Origin of the sequence: Brucella cytisi, assembly GCF_038433355.1 — a bacterium.
Classification (GTDB): domain Bacteria; phylum Pseudomonadota; class Alphaproteobacteria; order Rhizobiales; family Rhizobiaceae; genus Brucella; species Brucella cytisi.
In genome coordinates this window covers 52636-76061 of record NZ_JBCAUP010000028.1, presented here as the reverse complement: position 1 = coordinate 76061, position 23426 = coordinate 52636, and the positions used below count along the sequence as shown (strand labels likewise).

Genomic DNA, 23426 nt, shown 5'->3' with positions numbered 1-23426 from the left:
CGCAAGGACGAGCTTGGCCGTCTCCTGTCGCGCGAAGAAGGCAAGACGCTGGCTGAAGGCATCGGCGAAACCATTCGCGCCAGCCAGATTTTTGATTTCTTCGCAGGCGAAGCCCTGCGTTTGGCTGGCGAAGTTCTGCCTTCTGCGCGTCCGGGTATCGGTGTGGAAATCACCCGTGAGCCGGTCGGCGTCGTGGGCATCATTACGCCATGGAATTTCCCGATCGCTATTCCGGCCTGGAAGATTGCGCCGGCACTTTGCTACGGCAACACGATTGTGTTCAAACCGGCTGATCTCGTGCCGGGCTGCTCCTGGGCGATTGTCGATATCCTGCACCGTGCGGGATTGCCAAAGGGCGTTCTCAATCTCGTCATGGGCAAGGGTTCGGTTGTCGGTCAGACCATTCTGGACAGTGCGGACGTTCAGGCCGTCACCTTCACCGGCTCGACCGGTACGGGCAAGCGCGTTGCGGCGGCATCCATCGAGCACAACCGCCGCTTCCAGCTCGAAATGGGCGGCAAGAACCCGGTTGTCGTCCTGGATGACGCCGATCTCGATGTCGCTGTCGAGTCCGTGGTCAATTCGTCCTTCTTCTCGACGGGCCAGCGCTGCACGGCGTCGTCGCGTATCATCGTGACGGAAGGTATCCACGACAAGTTTGTCGCTGCTGCAATCGAAAAGCTGAAAAGCGTTGTGGTCGACAATGCCCTGAAGCAGGGCACGCATATCGGCCCGGTTGTTGATGAAAGCCAGCTTCAGCAGGACATGGATTATATCGAGCTTGGTCGCAAGGAAGGCGCAAAGCTTGCTTTTGGCGGCGAACGTCTGAACCGCGAAACGCCGGGCTTCTATCTCCAGCCTGCGCTTTTCACCGAAGCCACCAACCAGATGCGTATCAGCCGCGAGGAAATCTTTGGCCCGGTCGCTTCGGTCATCCGCGTCAGGAATTATGAAGAAGCGCTTGCTACCGCCAACGATACCAGCTTCGGACTGTCGTCGGGCATCTGCACGACGAGCCTGAAATACGCCACGCATTTCAAGCGCAATTCGGAAGCGGGCATGGTGATGGTCAACCTGCCGACCGCAGGTGTCGATTTCCACGTGCCGTTCGGCGGGCGCAAGGGTTCGAGCTACGGTCCGCGCGAGCAGGGCCGCTACGCCGCCGAGTTCTACACAACGGTCAAGACCGCCTATACGCTGGCCTGATAGCAATGTAAGTGGATGCAAAAACCGGCGGGAAACCGCCGGTTATTGCGACCTTTCGCTTCCGGCTCGATGTCTGGACGCCATTTCAACAAACTTTGCAACTCGCCTTTCTGACTGGCCATTAGCACACCGTTCAAAGACAAGGGAAAGTGGTTCGTATCCTTCCAACGCAAAAAACGCAGCGGTTTGGCGTGCACAGAAATATCCTGCGGACTGTGTGATTCATATGCATTACAATCGCGCTTTAAGTAGGACAAACTTATGGCTTCGAACGCACTCGTTCAAACTCGCATTGATGCCGAAGTTCGAGATCGTGCCTCTGCGGTGCTTGAAAGTATGGGTCTTACGGTGTCGGACGTAGTTCGTATCTTACTCACCCGGACCGCGAACGCGGGGTCATTACCGCTCGAACTTATATCAGGCAGCGAAGCGCACGATGCTTGGTTTCGCAGCAAGGTTCTTGAAGCGCTTCACGACACACGACCGGACGTCCCGGATGATGAAGTCACGGCTCATTTCGAAAGGCGACGGGCGGCAGCGCGCCTTAAAGCAACGGCACTCAAGTCGTGAAGCTCACTTGGTCAGCATTTGCGTTGTCAGATCGAGACGCCATCTTCACTTTTATTGAGGCGGATAATCCCTCATCTGCAATCATGGTCTACGAACGGATCGTCGCGGCTGCTCGTCGCCTAATTGATTTTCCGGCGAGTGGTTGGGTTGGCAGAATTGCCGGAACGCGGGAACTGGTGATAAACGGTACTCCATACGTCGCGGCTTATGCTGTAACGCAATCGGCGGTTCGCATCCTCCGCGTACTTCACGGAGCACAGGAATGGCCAGAGATTATTCCTGCCAGCTAGGCGTCGAACGTTAATTTGGGGATCAACGGTTGAAATTGCCCTTGAGGAGGAGCAATCGCCAAGAATCTTGACTGGCAATCAGCACGTCACCCAATGCAGGGGTCGTCAGGCCATATTCTTTCGAGGCGTTGAGGCCAGTCTTTGATATCGTCGTCTTACAACGCGATGAATGAACAGATGCGTGTAGTCGGGGATTGGGCCGAAACCAAGGGACATATTGCCTTTTATCGCGCACTCGGAACACCACCCAGCCTTTGAAGGTCGCTCTGTGTATCGACGTCGACAATCGCAGCCTCACCGATATCGACTTCGATGATGTCCAAATCACAGTTCTCAATCAACGTCCTCGCGCCGCGATCACCCGTAAGTGTCAGCGCCTGTGCGTAAAGGCCGTTAGGGAGAATGACTGGGTTACCGGAGGTGCCTGCATGGGCTGCTCGGACGATAGAGCGGCCCTTTGATGTTGCAAAGGCGTCGATGAGTTGGTCCAGATTGTGCGTGGTAATGGACGGCATGTCCGCAAGAAGGATCAGTACGCCGTTATGGTCCGTCACTCCGGGAATGTTCAAACCCACGCTCAGCGAACTTGACAGGCCTGAAGCAAAGGCCGGGTTGAAGGCGATCGTCATGTCGAGGCCGACAAGACAGGCCTCAATCTGCTTATGCCTGAAACCGGTGACCGCGTAGATGTCGATTGCCTTGCTTTCAATGGCCCGCAAGGCCATTCGCCTCACCAATGGAACGCCATCGAATGTCGAAAGCAGTTTGTGACCTGCTCCCGGCGACATCCGGCTCGACCGGCCAGCGGCAAGGATGATGATCGCGACCGAAATGTCGGGCTTAGCGAATTGATCGGAAAGCTCCTGTCTGTTGGTCATTGCAACGCTCTCCAATCCCCTCTCCACCAACCGCGCCGATCATCCGTTTTCCGGTCGAATTCGCAGTCCGTCCATGATCAAGCGAACGATCCTGTGCGCCCGTTCCCGCCAATCGGGCGTGTCCGGGATCGAGTAGATGCCGAACAGCGTGTAAAGAACATCAGATGTTCCGATGTCGTTTTTTATCGTGCCCGCTTGAACCGCCTTGCGCAGAAGCTCGTCAAATGTGGCGTTCATGAGTGTCGAACCCTCCGTGAAAAGGGCGGCGTTTGATGTAAACAGTAGTTTCAGACTGGTCGCCATGCCGCGTTTGGCGGCCATGTAGCTGACGAAACGATGCATCCATTCTTCGAGTGCTATGTCGGGCGCCTTTTCAGCCATGAGCTCGGTGGCGGCGGTGGCGAGCAATTCAAGTTCGCGCCGATAGACCGCTTCCACGAGATGCTCACGGGTCGGAAAATGCCGATAGAGCGTTCCGATCCCGACCCCTGCCTGCCGGGCGATCTCTTCAAGCGAAGCGTCCGCGCCACGTTCGGCGAAAGCACCCGCCGCTACTTCGATCAGCTTCAAGCGATTACGCAGCGCATCTGCGCGTAACCTTGGCTGCTCCTGCGGTTGCGAAGTCTGTTGCTTGGCCACCATAACTCCAACCCAGAACAGGGCTTGACGAAAACTCGCCAGCCCCTATGTTTAAACGGAGGCGCCTCCGCTTATGTGGAGTGCCATCCAACTTCTAATCCAGGAAAGGGTGGATGTCATGCCCAAAACCGCGTGGAAGGCTCGCAAAGGTAAGCCGTTTCGGTCGCTCATATCAGGCGGTCTTTAATTTTCGAATTACAATCACTGCGATTGGCAGGAGCATGTTATGACGGTATCGACGCATCCAAGTCCTGATAACAACGCGTGTCTAGGCAAGTTCCCTGGCCGGACAAATAATTTCGGGCCGGCGACCAATGGGTTTGCCGCTGAGATATTGCCCGTGCCTGCCGAGGCCTTTCCGACGGATTCCGCAGTCGAAGTTCTGGATTTTGCGATCCGGGCTGTGGAAGCAGGTCTGCAGGTGGCGCTCTGTACACTGGTGGAAATTCGTGGCGGCTCCTCGCGGTCACTGGGCGCGCATATGGCTGTCGCCGACGATGGGCGCTATTGCGGATATGTGTCGGGTGGCTGTACCGAGGCGGCTGTCGCTGCCGAAGCCCTGCAGGCAATCTCGAAACGGTATGATCGGTTCGTCATGCTGGGCGAAGGGTCACCTTTCTTCGACATCGTTTTGCCTTGTGGGGGCGGGGTCACCGTCGCAGTTCACGTATTGAGGGATATTCGGCCTATTCGGAAGGCGATTAAAGGCCTGCAGTGTCGTCGCAAGACCGGCCTGTCTTACAGTCCGAGTACCCAATCGCTTTCATTCGTTTCAGGAAGGGCCGATGCCGGCTGGAATAATGGAACGTTCCTCACCTCTTACCGCCCCGCTGTAAGGATCCTCCTTTCTGGCCGAACTTTGGAAGTCGAGATTGCCGCCAAGGTGGCGCGAGCAGCGGGTTATGAAGTTCTCCGTTATGACGCAGCGACTGGACAGGCTCCGGACGAGGCGCTGATTGATGCTGATACGGCGGTGGCAATTCTGCAGCACGATCTTGAGCTTGAAATACCTGTTCTTGATGCGGCTCTGCATGGCCACCCGTTTTATCTCGGCGCGCTGGGCAGCAGCCGGACCCATGAAAAAAGGATGCAGCGTCTTAGAGACCTCGGGCATTCGCAGGTAGTCATCGACCGGATCAAGGCGCCGATTGGCCTGTTCGGCCGGGTCCGGGATGTCCAGTCACTGGCGCTTTCGGTGATTGCCGATATTGCCGCCTGTCGTCAGGCCGCGCTGTCTGCGGGCTGAGCACCCATCATATCCGGCGCGGCTTATGCGTCGGGACCACTGTCCTCAGGGACAGAAGAATCCTCTCAAGGGGATCATCCAGCCGTAGACATTCGTTTCGTCACTGCGATCCATCATCGCCAATGCTTTTCAGCCAAAGGAGATATCCTTATGCATTTTATCATCAATGGAGAAGCTATCAAGGTCGAGGCGGATATCCGTACATCGCTACTCGATCTCATGCGCAACTATCTTGGCTTTACCGGAACCAAGAAAGGGTGCGATCAAGGTGCGTGCGGCGCCTGCACGGTGCTGGTGGATGGAGAACGTATCAACTCCTGTTTGGCGCTGGCGGTTCAATACCAGGGCCGCAGCATCACGACGGTCGAAGGACTTGCCGCCAATGGGGACCTACATCCGCTTCAGCAGGCCTTCATCGAACATGATGGTTTTCAATGCGGATATTGCACGCCGGGCCAACTGTGTTCCGCCATCGGGATGGCCGGTGAAATCAAACGCAACATCCCGAGCGTCGTTACTGCTGATCTCGCCGCTGCTGATATTCCGATCGACGAGCGCGAAATTCGCGAACGCATGAGCGGCAATCTATGTCGATGCGGGGCTTACAACGGCATCGTCGAGGCGATTTCTGAAACGCTGGCCCACCAGAAGGCAGTTCCGACCGAGGAAAGGGTACGGGCATGAACATCTTTTCCTACCAGCAGGCGTCGGATGCCACTTCCGCCATCGCCCTGAAGAAAGCCAGTCCCGCTGCTAAATATCTCGGTGGCGGCACCAATCTTGTAGACCTTATGCGCGAGACGGTCGAACAGCCGGAAACGCTGATCGATATCACGCACCTGCCCGGCGAGATCGAACAACGTGCGGACGGCAGCATACTAATCGGTGCTGCGGCCAGGAACACGGCGCTGGCCGCTCATCCGGCGGTGCGGTCTGAATTCCCGCTGCTGTCGCGTTCCATTCTGGCGGGCGCCAGCCCGCAAATCCGCAATGTTGCAACGGTTGGTGGCAATATCCTGCAGCGCACCCGCTGTCGGTATTTTTATGATAACGCGGCGCACTGCAACAAACGCCAACCGCAGATGGGATGCGATGCGCTTGAAGGGTTCAATCGCTACCATGCCATTCTGGGTGCCTCCGACGCCTGCGTCGCCGCCCATCCGTCGGACATGTGCGTGGCTTTGGTCGCGCTCGATGCGGTGGTTCACCTGAAGGGGCCGGCCGGCACCCGCAGCATGCCGCTGTCAGATATGCATCGCCTGCCGGGCGATCGGCCGGAGGTCGAAACGGAACTGCAGCCGGATGAGTTGATCACCGCGATCGAAATCCCGCCGCTCGGTTTTGCTCGTCGCTCGACCTATCGAAAGGTTCGCGACCGCGCCAGTTACGCCTTCGCGCTCATATCAGTCGCGGCCGCTGTCGATATCGACGATGTTGGGATCGTGCGTGATGTGCGCCTTGCACTCGGCGGTGTCGCCCATAAGCCATGGCGCGCAGTGAAGGCGGAAGCAGCACTGAAAGGGCAGATGGCGAGTGTGGAAAGCTTCCGGGCTGCAGCAGATGCCGAACTCGCTGATGCCGTCGCCCTCAGTGAAAACGCATTCAAGATTGAGCTGGCGAAACGCACGATTGTCGCCGTGCTAAACGAACTGAAGGGAGAGAACGCATGAGCGTCCAATCTCAAGCCGATACCAAAAAGCCGAGCCGGTGGCAGCCGGCTGTGACGCCCGACCCCATACTGCACAAACATGGCGCCCTCGGGCAACCCGTCTCGCGGATCGACGGTCCTTTGAAAGTGCAGGGCAAGGCGCGGTTTGCCGCCGAGTTTCCGTATGAAAACATTAGTTATGCGGCACTTGCCTTCAGCACTATCGCGCGCGGAAAAATCACCGAACTCGACGTGGCGGCTGCGGAAGCGGCGGCGGGCGTCATCCTCGTCATGACCTATCACAATGCGCCGCGCATGAAGTCGCCGTCGCTGATGATGTCGTCGCCGACGGCCGCCGGCGCCAGTGACCTGCCGGTGATGCAGAATGACGAGATTCACTGGAACGGCCAGCCGATCGCGCTCGTTCTGGCCGAAACGCAGGAACAGGCGGATTACGCCGCTTCCCTGATCAAGGTGAACTATGCCAGCCTCCCGGCCGTAACAGTGTTCGAGGAGGCGAAGAAGACGCCTCGGCAACTCGAAACACTGCTTGGCCAGCCACCCGTGCTGGAAATCGGCGATGCCGAAACGGCGCTCGCCAATGCCGAGGTCAAGGTAGACCTTACCTACCGGACGCCGCGTCACAACCACAATGCCATCGAGCTGCATGCGGCAACGGTCGCCTGGAATGGTGACGAACTGCGGGTGCACGATGCCAGTCAGTTGCTCGACCTGACCGCCGGGCAGCTTGGCGATATCTTTGGTCTGGAGCCCGGCAAGATGCGTGTGACCTCGCCCTATGTTGGTGGTGGTTTTGGCGGAAAGTGCCTCTGGGATCATCAAATCCTTGCCATTGCGGCCGCGAGATTGGCCGAGCGGCCGGTGCGGATCATGCTGTCGCGCGAAGGCGTGTTCCGCATCGTTGGCGGCCGCACGGTAACGGAACAGCGGGTGGCACTCGGCGCACGTGCGGATGGTACGCTGGATGCGCTCATCCATACTGGCACGGCGGCCATGACACTGCACAATTCCTGTCCGGAACAATTCACCTTCCCGGCGCGGCATCTTTATGCCGCAAAAAACTTCAAACTGGCGCAGGATGTTGCCGACTTGGACATGCTTGCCAATAGTTTTATGCGGGCACCCGGTGAGTCCGTCGGGACCTTCGCGCTCGAATGCGCGCTGGACGAACTAGCGGAAAAGCTGGATCTGGATCCGATCGAACTGCGTCGGCGCATCGAGCCGGAAACGGATCCGACCACCGGCAAGCCGTTTTCGTCGCGCCACCTGATCGAAGCCTATGAGGCGGGGGCGGATCAATTTGGCTGGAAGAACCGCAACCGGATGCCGCGACAGAAACGCGAGGGGGAATGGTTGATCGGCATGGGCTGCGCCACCGCGACCTATCCATACCATCGTTTTCCGGGTGGTGCTGTCAGGATCAGGCTGACGTCGGATGGTCACGTCACCGTCTCAACCGCCGTGCACGACATGGGCATGGGAACGGCGACGGCCCAGGCGCAGCATATCGCCGCCCGTCTCGGCGTTTGCTTTGAAAAGGTCACCTTTGAATATGGCGACAGCAGCCTGCCGCGTGGCGTGATCGCCGGCGGTTCGACCCAGACGGCATCAATCGGCGGCGCGGTGATCGCGGCAAGTGAAGTTTTCGTCGAAGAACTGATCAAGCTTGCCGGAAACGATTCACCACTCGCTGGGCTTTCGCTTGACGAGGTCGAACCACGGGACGGCGGCCTTGGCCATCGCGACGATCCTGATCGCTTCGAAAGCTATCAGTCCATTCTCGCCCGCGCTGGCCGTGATGAACTGGTCTGTCAGGCCGACGCGCCGGCACCTGTGGAAGTGGAGGCCTTCTCCATGCATTCCTATGGCGCGCAATTCTGTGAGGTCAGGGTCAGCGCGCTCACGGGCGAAATCCGCGTGTCGCGTTTTCTCGGGTCCTTCGATGCCGGCCAGATCCTCAATGCCAAAATGGCGACCAGCCAGTTCAAGGGCGGTATCGTTATGGGGATTGGTCTGGCACTTACGGAGGAAACCAATTTTGACGAGCGCACAGGCCGTGTCGTGAACGCTTCGCTCGCCGAGTATCATGTGCCAGTGCAGATGGATGTTCCCAAGATCGATATCCTCTATTCCAATTCACCCGATCCACAGGCGCCGATGGGTGCACGCGGCATTGGTGAAATCGGTATTACCGGTGTAGGCGCGGCCGTTGCGAACGCAGTCTATAATGCGACAGGCACCCGGGTTCGTGACCTGCCAATCACGCTTGACAAGGTGATGTGGGACGCGCCTATCCGATGATAACCATTTACCGGCAGCGCATTTCGCGACGGCGCTGCCGGTATGCAATTCAATAAATCATGCGTCTGTAATCTGGATCTCAAAAAATTCCAACCGTACGAGCGGTCGATGGTCTTAGGTTCAGATACCATCAAGGCGAGCGATCAACTTTCCATCGAGAGGTGCGTTTCCTGACTGGCAATCAGCGCATCTCGAGAGTGTCAGAATGATTGATGGGCCGGTTCCATTCTGTGCGACGAGGGCTGTATTGATATGCCGGCCTTTCACGGCACAATAGATCAGAGCCCAAATAATCTTCGATCGATCATCCTGCAAATCTATTGATAAACGCTACTACTATTGCGCGCCCGCGGATGATAACAACTGTTGAGGTTCATCAGTTGTGAAAATGGTATGGCTCTGAAATCGGCGACCCTTAAAGATGTAGCGGCACTGGCGAATGTATCGCGCGCCACGGCTGCTCGCGCGCTCAACAGTTACGGCTATGTTGGTGATGAAACGGCACAGAGGGTTCAGGCTGCTGCGGAGAAACTGGGATACAGAGGCAATCGATTGGCCCAGGCTCTGCGCAGCGGGCAGTTGCCGATTATCGGTTGCGTTCTGGGTGACATTCAAAATCCGTTTTTTGCAAAAATTGCCCATGATGTTGAAGTGCTGGCGCGCGAAGAAAGGCACAATCTCATCATTGCGAGCAGTGAGGAACAGCTGGATCAGGAAAAATCTCTGCTGGCCAGCCTGCAATCTTTGAGCATTCGCGGCTTCATCGTTGCGCCGACGTCAGCCGAAGACAGTTCGCATCTGCGACGTCTGATAGACGAAAACGTACCCCTGGTTCTGATCGATCGCGCAGCGCAGGGCGTCGAGTGCGACAGTGTTGTGGTCGACAATGAAGGGGGCGCGCGCAAGGCCATTGAATATTTGATCGAAATGGGGCATCGCGATATTGCGCTTTTGCAGGATGATGCACGCATCTTCACATCACGCGAGCGTTTCAACGGCTATAAGACTGCGTTGCTTGCACATGGCATCGAACCCAGTGAAAAATTAATCTGCGTTGCACAATCGACGGTTGAGCATGCCGTTGATGCCACCATCCGCCTGTTCAGTCAAAAAAAGCCTCCAACGGCACTTTTTACCGTCGATAGTTTGATGACGCAGGGAGCGCTTTTAGCATTCAGAGCGATGGGAATATCGATTCCCCACGATGTCTCTCTGATCGGTTTTGATGATTTCAATCTGGCGACTTTTACCGACCCTCAGATCACTGTCATTGCTCAGCCGGTGTCGGAAATAGGTCGTGCTGCTGGCCGGCTTCTGCTTGAACAAATATCAGGGAAAAAGAGACCGCCGGAGAAAATAAGTTTTGAAACCAAGCTGATAGTCCGGGGTTCGGTCAGCCGTAGATGAGCCGACGAAGCTTGATTTTCTGCCTACAAAAAAATTTCTGAAACCCACTTGCCACAAGAAAAATCTTGTGTGCTAAATAAGTGTGAGATCGATCTCATATTGTCTCAACGAATTACAGGCGCAAAACCGGTTCGGGCTTTTCTCGAGGTTTCAACTGCGCAAACGGGAAGGTAGTAATGCTCAACTTCGATAAAGATCGCTTTGTGAAAATACAGGGCGGCGCGGTCGCAATTGCAGGGGATGTACGCGCTCTGATGCGCAGGCTGCTCGATGATGGCCTGGAACGCATTTTCTTCATGGGGACGGGCGGCGTACAGTTTTTGACGCAGCCCGCAATCGAGATTGCCCGCAACGCAACCGTTTTCCCGGTGTCATCAGCATTTTCCGCTCAGGTTGTTCTGGAGGCGCCCGCCGGGTTGGACGAAAAGGCTCTTGTGATCCTTCCGTCGCTGTCCGGGACGACCAAGGAAAGCGTGCAACTTCTTGCGTTCTTGAAGAAGAAAGGCGTGAAAACGCTGTCACTCACTGGTCACAAGGATACACCCTTGGGCCTTGATGCCGATTACAACTTCACCAATTTTGCAGAAGATGACACATCTTCGGAATCGTTTTACCTGCAGACCCTCCTGATCGTGCTGGCCCTGCTGGCTGAACGCGGTGAATTTCCAGAATACGATGAAACCGTCTCCGAGTTGAAGGGCCTGCCCGAATTGCTGGTTTCGGTGAAGGAAGACTTTGAAGAAGGCGCAGCGGCGCTCGCGCAGGAAATAAAGGACGAGAAATATCACATCTTTACCGGCGCTGGCACTGCGTGGCCAGAGGCTCACTATTACGGCATGTGCATTCTTGAAGAAATGCAATGGATCCGCACCCGTCCGGTTCATGCTTCCGATTTCTTCCACGGCACGCTCGAACTGGTTGAGCCAGGCGTCAGCCTCTTCATATTCAAGGGCGAGGATGCATGCCGTCCGTTGACGGATCGGGTCGAGAATTTCGCAAAGCGCTACACCGATAAGGTTCGTATTCTGGACGCCGCTTCTGCCAGCCTTCCAGGCATCTCCCAAAAGACACGCAGCCTGATCTCCCCAATCATCCTGGCAACAATGCTGGAACGTTTGAGTGCTCATCTGGAAGTGCTGCGCGATCATCCGTTGACCACGCGGCGCTATTACAAACGTGTCGAGTACTAAGAGCCGTCCCCGATCCGGTTCCGCCGGATCGGGTTCCTGCATTCTGACGACATAAAGAAACAATAGCTAAAAGAGAGGAACTTCGAGATGAAATGCAAAACGCTTTTGAGCACAACAAGCCTTGCTTCACTCCTGATGTTTGGATTGTTGGCTGGCAACATGAATGCAGCTCTCGCCAGTGACGCCGTGGTTGCGGAACCTGATGCTCCCGTCGAATATTCTGGCACGTTGAGCATTTTGACGAAGTTCGGCCTTCAACAGCTTTCCCCCTATTTCGTCAACGCTGCCAAGGAATATGAGAAGCTTCACCCAGGCGTCAAAGTCGAGCTTATTCAGGAAAGCGACGACAGCGTGAAGGGGAAAACCAAGGCCCTGGTTGCGTCTAACTCGCTGCCAGATATCTACTTCACCTGGACTGGGAGCTGGGGCGAGAACTTTGTGCGAGGCAATCGTGCTGTCGATCTGACCAAGATTATTGGTCCCGACACGTCATGGGGCAAACAGCTTGCCCATGCAGCAGTCGGCGCATTCCAGTATAATGGCAAATTATACGGTATTCCGCTTTATCTGGATGCAAAGTTCATGGGCTATAACAAAGCCCTTTTTGACAAGGCTGGTGTGGCGGAACCGAAGAGTTTCGATGAACTGATCGGTGCATGTGCAGCTCTGCGCAAGTCCGGTGTGACGCCGATTTCGTTCGGTAACAAGGAAGGCTGGCCAGCTGTGCATTTTGCCGGTCAGTTGCTTGCCTATAATGTACCACAAGCGACGCTTGAAAAGGATTTCAATCCGAAGACGGCCGAATATTCGGATGCAGGCTATGTTGCGAGCCTGACACAACTGAAGAAGCTCATCGACGATTGTTCGGACGGCGCAGGTACAAACGGCTCATCCTATGCTTCGGCATTGCAGCAGTTCAGCAACGCCAAATCCGCAATGTACTACCAAGAAATTATCGAGTTTGATCAAAGCACGGCAGATGGCGCACTGAAGAAGGAAGACTTTGGATTTTTCAAACTTCCAGCAGCAAAAGACGCCAAAGGTGATGTCAAATCAATCGAAGGTGCACCTGAAGGCTATATGATCAATTCAGCGTCGAAGAATATTCCGCTGGCTGTGGACTTCATGAAGTTTATTACCTCACCCGAAAACGGGAAGGTTTTGTCGGCCCCACCTTATGGACAGCCAAGCGCGACTGTTGGCGGATATTCGGCTGAAAGCATGAACCCGTCCGTCATCGAAGGTCTCAAGGTTATCGCGGATTCGTCTTATCTGATGCCGTGGCTTGATACGGCCAATCCACCGCGCGTTGCATCTGTCTGGCTTTCGGGCCTGCAAGCCCTGATTGGTGGATCCATGACACCGGAACAGGTCATGGAAAAGGTAAAAAAGGCTGCAGCCTCTTCCCGATAAGGATGTTATTGGCCGATGACTGTCATGAAGCGTGAATATAGAGGGGAGGCTGTCAAAAACGGCTTCCCTCTGCCGGACGGGTCGCAATTCGACAAGTCCGGTTTGCTGGCGAAGCTGCTGTCGTTCCGTTGGGTTCTGATCGCTTTCGTTTTAATCCTATGGTTTGTCTACTATCCCATCATCGACAACTTTATCGTCAGCACGACAAATCAGGATATTTTTACTGGCGAAACTGCCTTTGTCGGCCTGGATAATTATCGACGTCTGCAAGACGATCCGGTGATCTGGACGGCAATCTTGAACAACACGCTTTATGCTGTCATTTCGGTCGTGTTCCAGGTGTTCGGTGCATTCGTGCTCGCGGCGATCATTGAAGGTCTGCAACATGAAACATGGCGCAGGTTCTGGCGCGCTGTCTATTTCATACCGTCAGCAATTTCGATCACTGTGACGGGGCTGCTGTTCTATTTTATCTATCAGCCTGATATCGGCTTGCTGGATTCCGCGTTTAACCATCTTGGACTTGCCACCTTGTCTCGGGCATGGCTGGGAGAAGAACAGACTGCAATCTACTCAATCATTGCCATGAGCCAGTGGCAAGGCTTTGGTTATTCAACCCTTCTATTTGCGATAGCGATCCAGAAGATCCCGCGCGAACTTTATGATGCGGCGACGATGGACGGCGCGGGTATGTGGCGTCGGCTGTGGAACATAACCTTTCCACTGACACGCGAAATGACCGGTCTCATGGTTATCGTTACGATTACCGGAGCGTTTCAGGTATTCAACGAAGTTATGGTTATGACAGGCGGTGGCCCCAACAACAGCAGTCAGGTGTTGGGAACATGGCTCTATCAACAGGGCTTCATTGAAAATGACTTCGGTTATGGCGCGGCTATCGCCTCGGTGATTTTTATCATCACGCTGCTGACCGGCTTTGGACAGCTCTGGTATACCAGAAAGCGGAGGGTGGAAATATGAGCAACGCCTCCTATCATTCACGCGAGATGCAACCCACGGATTTTGTGCAGGCGCTTGTGCGTGTCTGTCTGATTACTTTCCTCATTAGTCTTGGTATCGTTGTAATCTATCCGCTGGTGTGGATGGCTCTGAATGGTTTCAAGACCAACTCCGAGATATTTGGTGAGCCCTTTGCGCTGCCAACAGGCTTCACGCTCGACAACTATATATCAGCGTGGAACCAGGGCATCAGGAACTATATTGAAACGAGCATCATCGTCACGCTGGCTTCGGCTGTGTGTACGGTTCTGGTAAGCGCCTGGACTGCTTATGGCCTGACGCGATCCAAACTGCCGGGCAAGCCGTTCTTTGTCGGTCTGGTGCTTGGCGGATTGATGTTGAGCCCAACGGTTGCGGTCATTCCGCTGGTGCGGATCATGCAAAAGCTTGGTCTCTACAACACCTATTGGGCGCTTATCATTCTCTATACGGCGTTCCGCATCCCGTTCACCACGTTTCTTATTCGCGCTTATATGCTTGGTCTTCCGCGCGATCTGGACGAAGCCGCCGTCATGGATGGAGCAAGTGAAGGTCAGATTTTCTGGCGTGTGACCTTACCTCTTTGCAAGCCGATACTCGTCTCGTGTGTAATCTTGCACGTTCTGTTTGCCTGGAATGAATATCTTTTCGCTATGATCTTCACCAGTGGTGCGGATGTGCAGACCCTGCCCGTCGGCCTTACATCGATCATGGCAAAACACGGAACCAATTATGCCGTTGTCTTTGCTGCAATGACACTTTCGGCACTTCCGATCCTGATCGTCTTCTTCGCCGCACAGCGTTTCTTTATTCGCGGGCTGGCGGAAGGCATCGGCAAATAGCGTGGTGGAAAATGTTAAAACGTGAACAGTTGATCGGTGCCAACTTTTCGTTCCAGCACTATCCCTTTCAATGGGTTGTCGAACAGCTTCGGCTGATGGGCTTTCAACGTATGGAACTATGGGGAATAGCCCCCCATCTTGATCTGTTTCATTCTGACCGGGCACGGCTTTCAGGTGTTCAGTCAATTCTGAATGATAACGGGATCAGCGTACATTGCTTCACCCCGGAACAGGTTCTTTATCCGGTCAACATAGCCTCAGGCGACGTAGCTTATCGTGAAAAGAGTGTTGAATGCTTTCTGCGAGCAGCCGATTTCAGTGCCGAACTGGGTGCCAGCTACCTCTTCTTGACACCCGGACGGGGTTTTGAGTGCGAGAGCCGCGAAAGCGCGTGGAACCATTCGCTTCAGTCGTTGGAGAGAATTACGGCACATGCGGCCAATCTGGGGCTTCGATGTCTGCTTGAGCCCCTACAGCGTACTGAAAGCAACATCGTCAATAATGCCGCCGATCTTGAACGTCTCTGGCAAGACCTGAATGCGGAAAATGTCGATCTGGTACTTGATCTGGTTGCCATGGCAGTGGCCGAAGATCAGGTCGGTGATTACTTTTCGAGATTCGGCAAACGTCTGGCCCATGTTCATGTCGTCGATGGAACACCGGCCGGACATCTGGCATGGGGAGACGGAAATTTGCCACTTGACGGCTACCTTGCTGAAATTGCTCATCATTCATTCGGGGGCACATTGACCTTCGAGCCATTTGGCAACGGCTCATATGCACTGGATCCGGTTGCAGTCTGGCGGCGCTGCCTTGATGCGATTTCCCCCCACTTTGATACTGCGGAATTACGATGAAGAACGCAAATCTCAATCTTGTTGCTGTGGGTGACAACTGCCTTGATGCTTATTTGAACAAGGGGGTCGTTACTGTTGGTGGAAATGCCCTTAATGTTGCTGTGCAGTGGAAACGGCTTGGGGTCGGCGCCCGCTATATGGGCGCACTGGCACCCGACAGGGAAGCAGAGATCATGCTTGGTGTGATCGAAGATGTCGGACTTGCGCCAAGCGATATTGAAACTATTCAGGGAAATTCAGCTGTAACGCTTTTGACCGATAATGACGGTGAACGGCATTTCCTGTTTGAATCTCTGGGTGTTGGCGAAAACTACATTCCAGACCAACAGCGATATCAGGCTTTGCTCTCATCTGACTGGACCCATCTTGGGACAAATTCCAGTGAAAGACTGGTCCGGCAGCTTGTAGAGGACGGTGTCAGGTTCAGTGTGGATGTCTCTACCCGGCATTTTGACCTGACGCTTGACGGTGTCCCGTTGGTTTTTGCATCAGGACCAGACGATCCGAACGAACCGGTGCAGCCTTTGATTACACAATTCAAACGGGCTGGAGCTCAACAGGTCGTTATTACCTGCGGCAAACGCGGTTCTTTCTATGACAATGGACGCCAATTGTATTTCGCAGGTTCCGTACCCGTGAACGTGGTCGATACTTGTGGAGCCGGTGATAGTTTTATCGCCTCATTCCTTGTGGCGCTTTTCTTCGAAGGTTGTTCTGAAGAAGAGGCGCTTCAAAAGGCAGCTGTCAGTGCGTCTGAAACCTGCACGCACCCGGGGGGCTTTCCCCAGCCCTTGCAGTCAATCCCGCAATGGCTGCTCGACAAATATCACGATGTGATTGCAACAGCGCAGAAGGTCTGGCTATGAGCTCTATCACAATGAGACTCCCCGTTGTCGCGGCGAAGCAGGATCGTTCCTTCTGGCTGCAAAGTATTGGTGCAGATCCTGTCACCGCACCTTTAACGGGTGAGCAGCAATGCGATATTGCAATCGTTGGTGGGGGATATGCCGGGCTTTGGACGGCATTGCGGATACGAGAACAAGAACCAAATGCGCGTATCACAATCCTGGAAGCAGATTTTTGCGGTTCGGGCGCATCCGGGCGTAATGGTGGGCAAGTCCACAGCTGGTATGCTGAAATCGATATGTTGCGCGATCTTGTGGGCGACGAAGATGCGCGCATGCTTTGTCAGGCAACCTGCGATGCGATTGATGAGCTGAAAGCGCTGCAAGATTGCGGAACCATTGACATGGATCTGCGTCTTGATGGCTGGCTGTGGACCGCAAGTTCTGTCGCACAGGAAGGTGCATGGGCGAAAGCACTGGATATCTGTCAGAAATCCGGGCTCAACCCGTTCCGGACACTGAATGCGCACGACATTGAACGGCGCACTGGCTCCAACGCGTCATATGTCGGTATTGTCGAGGAGCGGGCAGGGACTGTCCAACCCGCCAAGCTTGCTCTTGGCCTTCGCAAGCTTGCGCTTTCGAAGGGGATTGTCATTCATGAAAAAAGCCCTGTCGTGGAGATCGTTCCAGGCGAGCGGCCCGAACTTAAAACACCAGACGGGACATTGATTGCCACCAAAGTTGCTTTAACGGTCAATGCTTGGGCTTCCGCGATCCCTGAGCTTCATCCCTATCTTTATGTGGTGAGCAGTCAGCTCATCGCGACAGCGCCTGCTGGAGATATACTCAAGCGTATCGGATGGACTGACGGTGCTTCGATCTGCGATGCGCAGCATCACGTGCTCTATTATCAGCGCACGACGTCGGATCAGGTCGTATTTGGACGGGGAACGGGTGGAATTGCCTATAATGATCGGATTGACGAACGTTTTAATCGCAGCGGCGACGGCGGTGCAGACAATATACGTGAACTGCACCGCGTATATCCTCAGCTAAAGGACGTGCCGATCCTTCATGACTGGAGCGGTCCTATTGACTGTACGGCGCAGCATCTGCCGGTGTTCGATCATTTGAGACACCATTCGAATATTTTCTATGCTCTGGGTTTCAATGGGACCGGCATTGCCCAGACGCCTGTCGCAGGTCGAATCCTTGCAAGCCTGATTCTGGGACGCGTGGATAAATGGAGCAGTTGTGGTTTGGTGGGGATCAAAAACCGCACCAAGCTTCCGCCCGAACCTGTGCGTTATCTGGGTGCGAAAATTGTCCGCGCGGCTATTCGAAGAAAGAACGACATCGAAATCCTCAATCGTGCCCCGGGTCCCATCACAAGGTATCTGGCAAGTCTGGCTCCATGAGCAACGCAATTAACGCGAAATAAGAATACAAGGAATGGGAATGATGGCCGACCTGTCGCTGAAGAATATACGTAAATCCTACTCCAACCTGGAAGTACTCCACGGCATTGACCTTGATATCGCTTCTGGGGAATTCGTTGTTTTCGTCGGGCCGTCCGGTTGTGGAAAGTCAACTCTTTTGCGTTCCATTGCAGGTCTTGAGACGATAACTTCGGGTGACCTCGTCATCGCTGGTGAGCGAATGAACAATGTAGCTCCGTCGAAACGGGGTATTTCCATGGTCTTTCAGTCATACGCGCTTTATCCTCATATGACAGTTTATGAGAATATGGCTTTCGGACTTCGGATCGCCGGCGTGGCAAAGTCAGAAATAGACAAACGGGTGAGGAAAGCCGGCGAAATACTCAAGCTTGATGGTTATCTGCAACGCTTGCCAAAGGCCCTTTCGGGTGGGCAGAGACAACGTGTTGCAATTGGACGTGCTATTGTCAGAAATCCGCGTGTTTTTCTGTTTGACGAGCCTTTGTCCAATCTGGATGCCGCTCTGCGGGTGGCTACACGCATCGAGCTAGCAAAACTCAAGCAAAGCATGCCCGATGTAACGATGATATATGTGACACACGATCAGGTGGAAGCCATGACACTGGCTGATCGGATCGTTGTTTTCAAGGATGGCAATATCGAACAGATTGGGACACCGGTGGAGCTTTACAAAAAGCCAGCCAATCTTTTCGTCGCCCAGTTTATTGGTTCTCCTGCTATGAATATACTCGCGGGTACCATATCGAAAGCCTCGGGGAATAATTATACCTGTCATCTTGACTGTGGGACGAAAATTGCCATTGAAGCCGGTGACGGAGCTTTCGCTCTCAATGATAGAATTAGCGTTGGAATTCGACCCGAGAATACCAGGATCGCCCCAAGGGAAACCGAAGGACCTGTCTTTTCGGGAACCGTGGATCTTGTAGAGCATCTGGGCGAGGCGCAAATCCTTTATATCGATATGGCCGGTTCCGACACCAAATATTTGATCAAGACGCCTGAAGAAGCGGATTTTAGGCTATCAGATACACTATCATTTACAGCCTCGACGAAGGAGATGCATATCTTCTCCGCCAATGGAACAGCGGTTCCGGTTCGAGTAATCTAGAGTTTTGAGTATCAACTTTGGGCGGTGATTTCGGCACAGCGGTACATAGTGCGGTTCTTCAAGGGTAACGCCGTGATCTCCGGTAAACGCAATTGATTGTCGGTCGGTCGGAAAAGATCGTAGACGGCGAGCTCCGCATTATCGAGGCCATTCACCGTATAGCGAGCAGCCATGGCAATGTCGGGAACGGTAGTAGCCCCGGCCCAACTGCAACGAAGATTGAGCCGGGGTGCTGTTAGTAGTCGGTGATCTTTTTCATGTAGCGGCGACCGTCTAGCATGACATGTTCACGTTTCGCCGCCAGTTTATAGGCAAATTTCCAAAGAGCATCGAAGAAAATCAACGGCACGAAATATCCCTTGAAAGTGTCATCTATTCCAGCGAGATCGAGGTTCGCTGCATCCAGCACCAGCATATTGTCGGGCTCGCCGAACCGGTACAGGAAATCGCGGCTCCGCTGAGCCAGCGCTCGCGTTTCATCGAGCCCAATCATGATGACGAAACTGGCATTCTTGTCGACAACTTCGAATGGGCCATGGAAGAATTCATTGGCATGGATAGCTTGCGAATTGATCCACAGCATTTCCATCAACACACAGATGGAGAATGAATAGGCCGCGCCATAAACTGGACCGCTGGCCATAGTATAGATGACTTTCTCGCGTCCATAACGCTCGGCATATCTGGTAAAGGTTTCATCAAAATGCTGCTGCCCGCGTTCGATGGCCGGTTGCAGTGCCGGCAGGCTTTCCAGCAATTTTGGCAGAAGGCTGGTCTTTTCGCACAAATCAACAATGCCTGCCAGCAACATGTAAAGCACGCTGTAATTGCTGTCGGCGCCATCGATCGGAATGCCAGTGGTGTAGGAGGCCTGGTATTGCAGCACGTGGTCGGCGGCGGTAGCGAGCGGAGATTGCGGATCTAGCGTCAGGGAGATCACGTGGGCACCCCGGCGGCTGGCATGTTTTGCTGCACGCACAGTTTCCTTCGTGGTGCCTGTCTGAGAGCAGAGAATGACAACGGCGTCACTGTTGAGGCGACGTGGGTCACGTGTGACGAACTCGTCGCCATTATAGACGTCAGATGTCAGCTGTCCCGAATGGCGGTCCAGAAAATATTTGCCCGGATGCATGATTGACAGCGATCCACCGCATGCAACCAGAAAAACATGTGAAAAATCCCGCTGCGCAAGCGCATTCAAGGTTTCGGCAATATCGGTAGGAAGTTGTTTTGGCATTCTGTTCCTCTTTTCAGCGTCTTGAAGAGCCTGGCTGCGCCGATCGGCAGCCGTTCCGGTCCAGTGCAACATTTCCCGGTACTAACCCCGCGATACGTTGACAGTTCTACTTCAGTGTGCGAACGTTCTCACATCTTGTCAATTGGGAAAATAAGAATGATCAAAATCGCGGCGATGGGCGATAATGTCGTCGATTGTTACATTTCGCGTCGGGAAATGTTTCCGGGCGGTAACTGTGTCAATGTCGCTATTCATATGAACCGTTTTGGGGCCGAGGCGGCCTATATCGGCGTGGTTGCCGCGGATGCGGCCGGGAGGGTCATTCAGGCGGCACTGCGCGACGAGGGCGTCGATACTTCGCATCTGCGCATGGAGGCCACAGGCAAGACGGCCTATTGCATTATTGGTCATCGCGGCAATAATGATCGCTATTTCATCCGCTTTGATCTCGGAGTGTCGATGTTTGAGCCGAGCGCTGCCGATATTCAGTTTGCGCGCCGGTTCGATGCCGTCCATATTGGTCAGTCGAGCGGCCTTGACGGCTGGCTGGATGCCATTGCGCCGCAACGCCTGTCCTATGATTTCTCCACCCGTCGCGACGTGGAACACTATCGACGTATCGGCCCGAAATGCTTTCTGGCCGCTGTTTCGGGCGGTGAGCTTTCGCCGGACGAGGTTACGGCGACCATTGCCTGCCTGCGCGAGAGCGGCGCGGATTGGGTGTTGGTCACCCGCGGCACCAAGGGCGCAGTTCTTGCCGGTGCGCAAGGGGTTTTCCATGCCGAAGCAACGCCGATTGTGGCGGTTGACACGTTAGGCGCTGGTGACAGTTTCATCGCCCGCACCCTTTATGGCCTGGTGAAAGGCGAGGCGCCCGCAACATTGCTACAGGCGGCGTCACGCGTTGCTGCGGCGACATGCGGCCAATATGGCGGTACAGGCCATGCCGCGCCGATTGATCTCGGCGAGCCTATAGCCGAGTTGCAGGATTGAGCCCACCGCACATGTCTTTTTGAGGTTAAGACCGGCCAGATCAACCGCGATGGCGGGCGAGCGAACAGCGGGGCTGCCATTCGGCATGCAGCACAATATCCTGCTGCGCTCGATCGGCGCTATCGAGTCGCTCCAGGACTAGACGCGCCGCGGCTTCGCCAACCTCGAGCAGCGGCTGCCGGATTGCCGTCAGTTTAGGGGTAAAGAACGACATCCAGTCCAGATCGTCGAAGCAGACCACGGACAGTTGCTGCGGAATGGAAATATCGAGTTCGCTGATTGCCAGCATGGCGCCGGCTGACATCAATCCATCGGTGGTAAACAGCGCTGAAGGCGGGGTTTCCCGGGTCAACAACGCGATGGCGTGCTGGCGGGCAATATCGATCGAATAGCTGCCCACCTGGGCAACGAGGCTCGGATCAAAGGCGATCCCGGCTTCCTCATGCGCTTCGATATAGCCGAGCAGACGTTGCCAGCTCGGATAAAGCGATGAAATATCGATTTTCTTGTGCTGGCGGTCGTGAAGAAATGCGTTGAGATTCTTGTAGCGGCCATGCTCGAGTTCCGCCAGTACGCCAATCCGACTATGGCCGTCGAGAATCATTTGGGTCACTGCGGCGTGGGCGGCCTGGCGGCCATTGACGGTCACCGAATCCGCCTTCAATCCCTTCACGCGGCGATCGATCTGAACCACTGGACAGCCGCTGGCAACGACATCGTGCAAGTGCTGCGCCTTGAGAATATCACAGGGCGCAATGATGATGCCGTCGGCCTGCTTTTCGCGCAGAAGATCCACTGCCTCCAGCTCACGATCGATCGATTCATCGCTGTTGGTGACGATCAAGCCAAAGCCGCGCGCACGAACCACATCGGAAATACCGCGCAGAATACTGGCGTAAAACGGGCTTTGCATGTCGCCCGCGACAACGCCTATGGTCTTGCTGCGCCCGGTGATAAGACTGCGTGCCAGCAGATTGGGGCGATAGCCCAGCATATCAGCGGATTTCTTCACCTTGTCGCGGATTTCTTCGCTGGTATAGCCATAGCCGCCCAATACACGTCCGGCGGTCGCGGTGCTGACGCCGGCCAGGCGCGCCACATCGGCAATGGTCGTCTTGTCGGCGCGTCGTTCACTCATGTCTGCGCGTTCCTTCCAAGCAGTTTCACGCTGCTCAATACCTGTACCGTTTCATAGGCGATGATGGGCCTGATCTCAACTTTCAACTTGACGGATGCGATCAATCAATGGCTATATTGTGAGAACGTTCGCATATCATTATCAGCAACGCAAGTAGAAGACGAGCCTCGCACGGGGATAAAGTTCCAATCAAAGGGGAGATAAATGACCAATCGTCGCAAAACCGCATCCCGGCGCATGATGGTAGCGCTGGCCACGGCCGCCAGCATCACCTCGCTGCATGCCGCTCCGATTAAGGCACTACAGGACGCTGTGCCGGAGAATTACAGGAAGGGCGTCAAGATTGCCGCCTTCAATGACTGGCCGCCGGATGAGTTTGTCGAAGACGGCGTCCTGAAAGGCTGGAGCATCGACATGGCCAAAGCCATGTCGGAACGCATTGGCGTGCCATTCGAATTTACCGCAACCAGTTTCGACGCCATCATTCCGGGCCTGGCCAGCAAGCGTTTTGACGCCGGATTTTCTTCCTTCGGTGTGACGCCGGAACGGCTTGATTCGCTTGATTTCATTCCTCAGCGCAAGGAAGGCACCGCCTATGCCTTCTTGAAAGGCAAGGACTTTTCCATCAAGTCGGAAAAAGATCTGTGCGGCCATAGCGTTGCAGTGATGACCGGTGCCTGGGACTACCAATATCTGAAGGAAAAGAGCGCGGAATTGTGCGAATCCGCCGGTGGGAAGCCGATTAACCTGCAGCAATTCACCACCCAGAACGCCGCCGAACTGGCTGTGTCCTCGGGGCGTGTTGAGATGGTGGCGGCCGGATCGGCAAAAATGCACTATATGGCCAAGATTACCGGGCGCTTCAGCGTATCTGAACTGGTCAGCAATCCGGTCTTCAACGGCATTGGCGTACGCAAGGGCGATGCGCTCGGGTCAGTTTTCCGTGATGCCATCCAGTCCATGATCGATGACGGCTCCTACAAGGAAATCATGGCAAAGTGGGGCGTTGATGGCGCCGGCACCCTGGAAAAGGCGGTTCTGGTTACTAAGGACAATCCGGAGCCAAAATAGTCAGGGCCGATTGAAGGAGAACGCCCGTCAGCCGGCGGCGGTGCGAATACAGCCGCGGTCCATT

23 protein-coding genes are annotated in these 23426 nt (G+C 54.9%); 18 read left to right on the top strand and 5 right to left on the bottom strand.

What is annotated here, in order from left to right:
• The 3 genes from AAE521_RS22075 to AAE521_RS22065 form a co-directional block, all read left to right on the top strand.
• The coding region (locus tag AAE521_RS22075) for an aldehyde dehydrogenase family protein (protein ID WP_342062480.1) at positions 1 to 1206 on the top strand (1206 nt) is incomplete at its 5' end.
• Positions 1207 to 1467: 261 nt separating this feature from the next.
• A complete protein-coding gene (locus tag AAE521_RS22070) occupies positions 1468 to 1776 on the top strand; it encodes a type II toxin-antitoxin system RelB/DinJ family antitoxin (RefSeq protein WP_342062479.1) in 309 nt (102 codons plus the stop codon).
• Positions 1773 to 2066 carry a type II toxin-antitoxin system RelE/ParE family toxin gene (locus AAE521_RS22065; protein ID WP_342062478.1) on the top strand — a complete coding sequence of 98 codons (294 nt, stop codon included), beginning with the start codon at positions 1773 to 1775 and terminating at the stop codon, positions 2064 to 2066. The genes AAE521_RS22070 and AAE521_RS22065 overlap by 4 nt, the downstream gene beginning before the upstream one ends.
• A gap of 224 nt (positions 2067 to 2290) precedes the next feature.
• On the opposite strand, the gene AAE521_RS22060 is transcribed toward AAE521_RS22065, so the two are convergent.
• Both AAE521_RS22060 and AAE521_RS22055 read right to left on the bottom strand, forming a co-directional pair.
• Positions 2291 to 2944, bottom strand: a complete 654-nt coding sequence (locus tag AAE521_RS22060) for a nucleotidyltransferase family protein (protein WP_342062477.1) — start codon at positions 2942 to 2944, stop codon at positions 2291 to 2293.
• Between the two features lie 39 nt (positions 2945 to 2983).
• Positions 2984 to 3586, bottom strand: coding sequence for a TetR/AcrR family transcriptional regulator (locus AAE521_RS22055; protein ID WP_374864478.1), 603 nt, complete (start codon positions 3584 to 3586; stop codon positions 2984 to 2986).
• A gap of 223 nt (positions 3587 to 3809) precedes the next feature.
• On the opposite strand from AAE521_RS22055, the gene AAE521_RS22050 reads away from it, so the two are divergent.
• From AAE521_RS22050 to AAE521_RS21990, 13 genes are all read left to right on the top strand, one after another.
• On the top strand, positions 3810 to 4829 hold the full coding sequence (locus AAE521_RS22050; RefSeq protein WP_342062475.1) for an XdhC family protein: 1020 nt from the start codon (positions 3810 to 3812) through the stop codon (positions 4827 to 4829).
• 150 nt (positions 4830 to 4979) lie between these two features.
• Positions 4980 to 5513, top strand: coding sequence for a 2Fe-2S iron-sulfur cluster-binding protein (locus AAE521_RS22045; protein WP_342062474.1), 534 nt, complete (start codon positions 4980 to 4982; stop codon positions 5511 to 5513).
• On the top strand, positions 5510 to 6499 hold the full coding sequence (locus AAE521_RS22040) for an FAD binding domain-containing protein (protein WP_342062473.1): 990 nt from the start codon (positions 5510 to 5512) through the stop codon (positions 6497 to 6499). Before AAE521_RS22045 ends, AAE521_RS22040 begins: the two co-directional genes overlap by 4 nt.
• A complete protein-coding gene (locus tag AAE521_RS22035) occupies positions 6496 to 8799 on the top strand; it encodes a xanthine dehydrogenase family protein molybdopterin-binding subunit (protein WP_342062472.1) in 2304 nt (767 codons plus the stop codon). Before AAE521_RS22040 ends, AAE521_RS22035 begins: the two co-directional genes overlap by 4 nt.
• 393 nt (positions 8800 to 9192) lie before the next feature.
• On the top strand, positions 9193 to 10206 hold the full coding sequence (locus tag AAE521_RS22030; RefSeq protein WP_342062471.1) for a LacI family DNA-binding transcriptional regulator: 1014 nt from the start codon (positions 9193 to 9195) through the stop codon (positions 10204 to 10206).
• Positions 10207 to 10382: 176 nt separating this feature from the next.
• Positions 10383 to 11396: an SIS domain-containing protein gene (locus tag AAE521_RS22025; RefSeq protein WP_342062470.1), complete on the top strand. Its 1014-nt coding sequence runs from the start codon at positions 10383 to 10385 to the stop codon at positions 11394 to 11396.
• 87 nt (positions 11397 to 11483) lie between these two features.
• Positions 11484 to 12809, top strand: a complete 1326-nt coding sequence (locus AAE521_RS22020) for an ABC transporter substrate-binding protein (RefSeq protein ID WP_342062469.1) — start codon at positions 11484 to 11486, stop codon at positions 12807 to 12809.
• Positions 12810 to 12824: 15 nt separating this feature from the next.
• Positions 12825 to 13790, top strand: a complete 966-nt coding sequence (locus AAE521_RS22015) for a carbohydrate ABC transporter permease (protein WP_342062468.1) — start codon at positions 12825 to 12827, stop codon at positions 13788 to 13790.
• Positions 13787 to 14650 (top strand): carbohydrate ABC transporter permease, encoded by an 864-nt coding sequence (locus AAE521_RS22010; RefSeq protein ID WP_342062467.1) that lies wholly within the window; start codon positions 13787 to 13789, stop codon positions 14648 to 14650. Before AAE521_RS22015 ends, AAE521_RS22010 begins: the two co-directional genes overlap by 4 nt.
• Positions 14651 to 14661: 11 nt before the next feature.
• Complete coding sequence (locus AAE521_RS22005; RefSeq protein WP_342062466.1) at positions 14662 to 15507, top strand: sugar phosphate isomerase/epimerase family protein; 846 nt, start codon at positions 14662 to 14664, stop codon at positions 15505 to 15507.
• Entirely contained in the window at positions 15504 to 16373 is an 870-nt protein-coding gene (locus tag AAE521_RS22000; RefSeq protein ID WP_342062465.1) for a PfkB family carbohydrate kinase, read from the top strand. Before AAE521_RS22005 ends, AAE521_RS22000 begins: the two co-directional genes overlap by 4 nt.
• An 11-nt stretch (positions 16374 to 16384) precedes the next feature.
• Positions 16385 to 17773, top strand: coding sequence for an FAD-dependent oxidoreductase (locus AAE521_RS21995; RefSeq protein WP_342062464.1), 1389 nt, complete (start codon positions 16385 to 16387; stop codon positions 17771 to 17773).
• 43 nt (positions 17774 to 17816) lie between these two features.
• Entirely contained in the window at positions 17817 to 18923 is a 1107-nt protein-coding gene (locus AAE521_RS21990) for an ABC transporter ATP-binding protein (RefSeq protein ID WP_342062483.1), read from the top strand.
• Positions 18924 to 18934: 11 nt separating this feature from the next.
• On the opposite strand, the gene AAE521_RS21985 is transcribed toward AAE521_RS21990, so the two are convergent.
• Both AAE521_RS21985 and AAE521_RS21980 read right to left on the bottom strand, forming a co-directional pair.
• Entirely contained in the window at positions 18935 to 19096 is a 162-nt protein-coding gene (locus AAE521_RS21985) for a hypothetical protein (RefSeq protein ID WP_342062463.1), read from the bottom strand.
• 62 nt (positions 19097 to 19158) lie between these two features.
• Positions 19159 to 20160 (bottom strand): SIS domain-containing protein, encoded by a 1002-nt coding sequence (locus AAE521_RS21980; RefSeq protein WP_342062462.1) that lies wholly within the window; start codon positions 20158 to 20160, stop codon positions 19159 to 19161.
• Positions 20161 to 20223: 63 nt separating this feature from the next.
• Here AAE521_RS21980 and AAE521_RS21975 point away from each other — a divergent pair, with 63 nt between their 5' ends.
• Positions 20224 to 21153 (top strand): PfkB family carbohydrate kinase, encoded by a 930-nt coding sequence (locus tag AAE521_RS21975; protein WP_342062482.1) that lies wholly within the window; start codon positions 20224 to 20226, stop codon positions 21151 to 21153.
• 40 nt (positions 21154 to 21193) lie between these two features.
• Here AAE521_RS21975 and AAE521_RS21970 read toward each other — a convergent pair whose 3' ends face one another.
• A complete protein-coding gene (locus AAE521_RS21970) occupies positions 21194 to 22291 on the bottom strand; it encodes a LacI family DNA-binding transcriptional regulator (protein WP_342062461.1) in 1098 nt (365 codons plus the stop codon).
• Positions 22292 to 22495: 204 nt separating this feature from the next.
• Between AAE521_RS21970 and AAE521_RS21965 the strand changes: the two genes are divergently transcribed.
• A complete protein-coding gene (locus AAE521_RS21965) occupies positions 22496 to 23362 on the top strand; it encodes a transporter substrate-binding domain-containing protein (protein ID WP_342062460.1) in 867 nt (288 codons plus the stop codon).
• Positions 23363 to 23426: the final 64 nt, after the last annotated feature.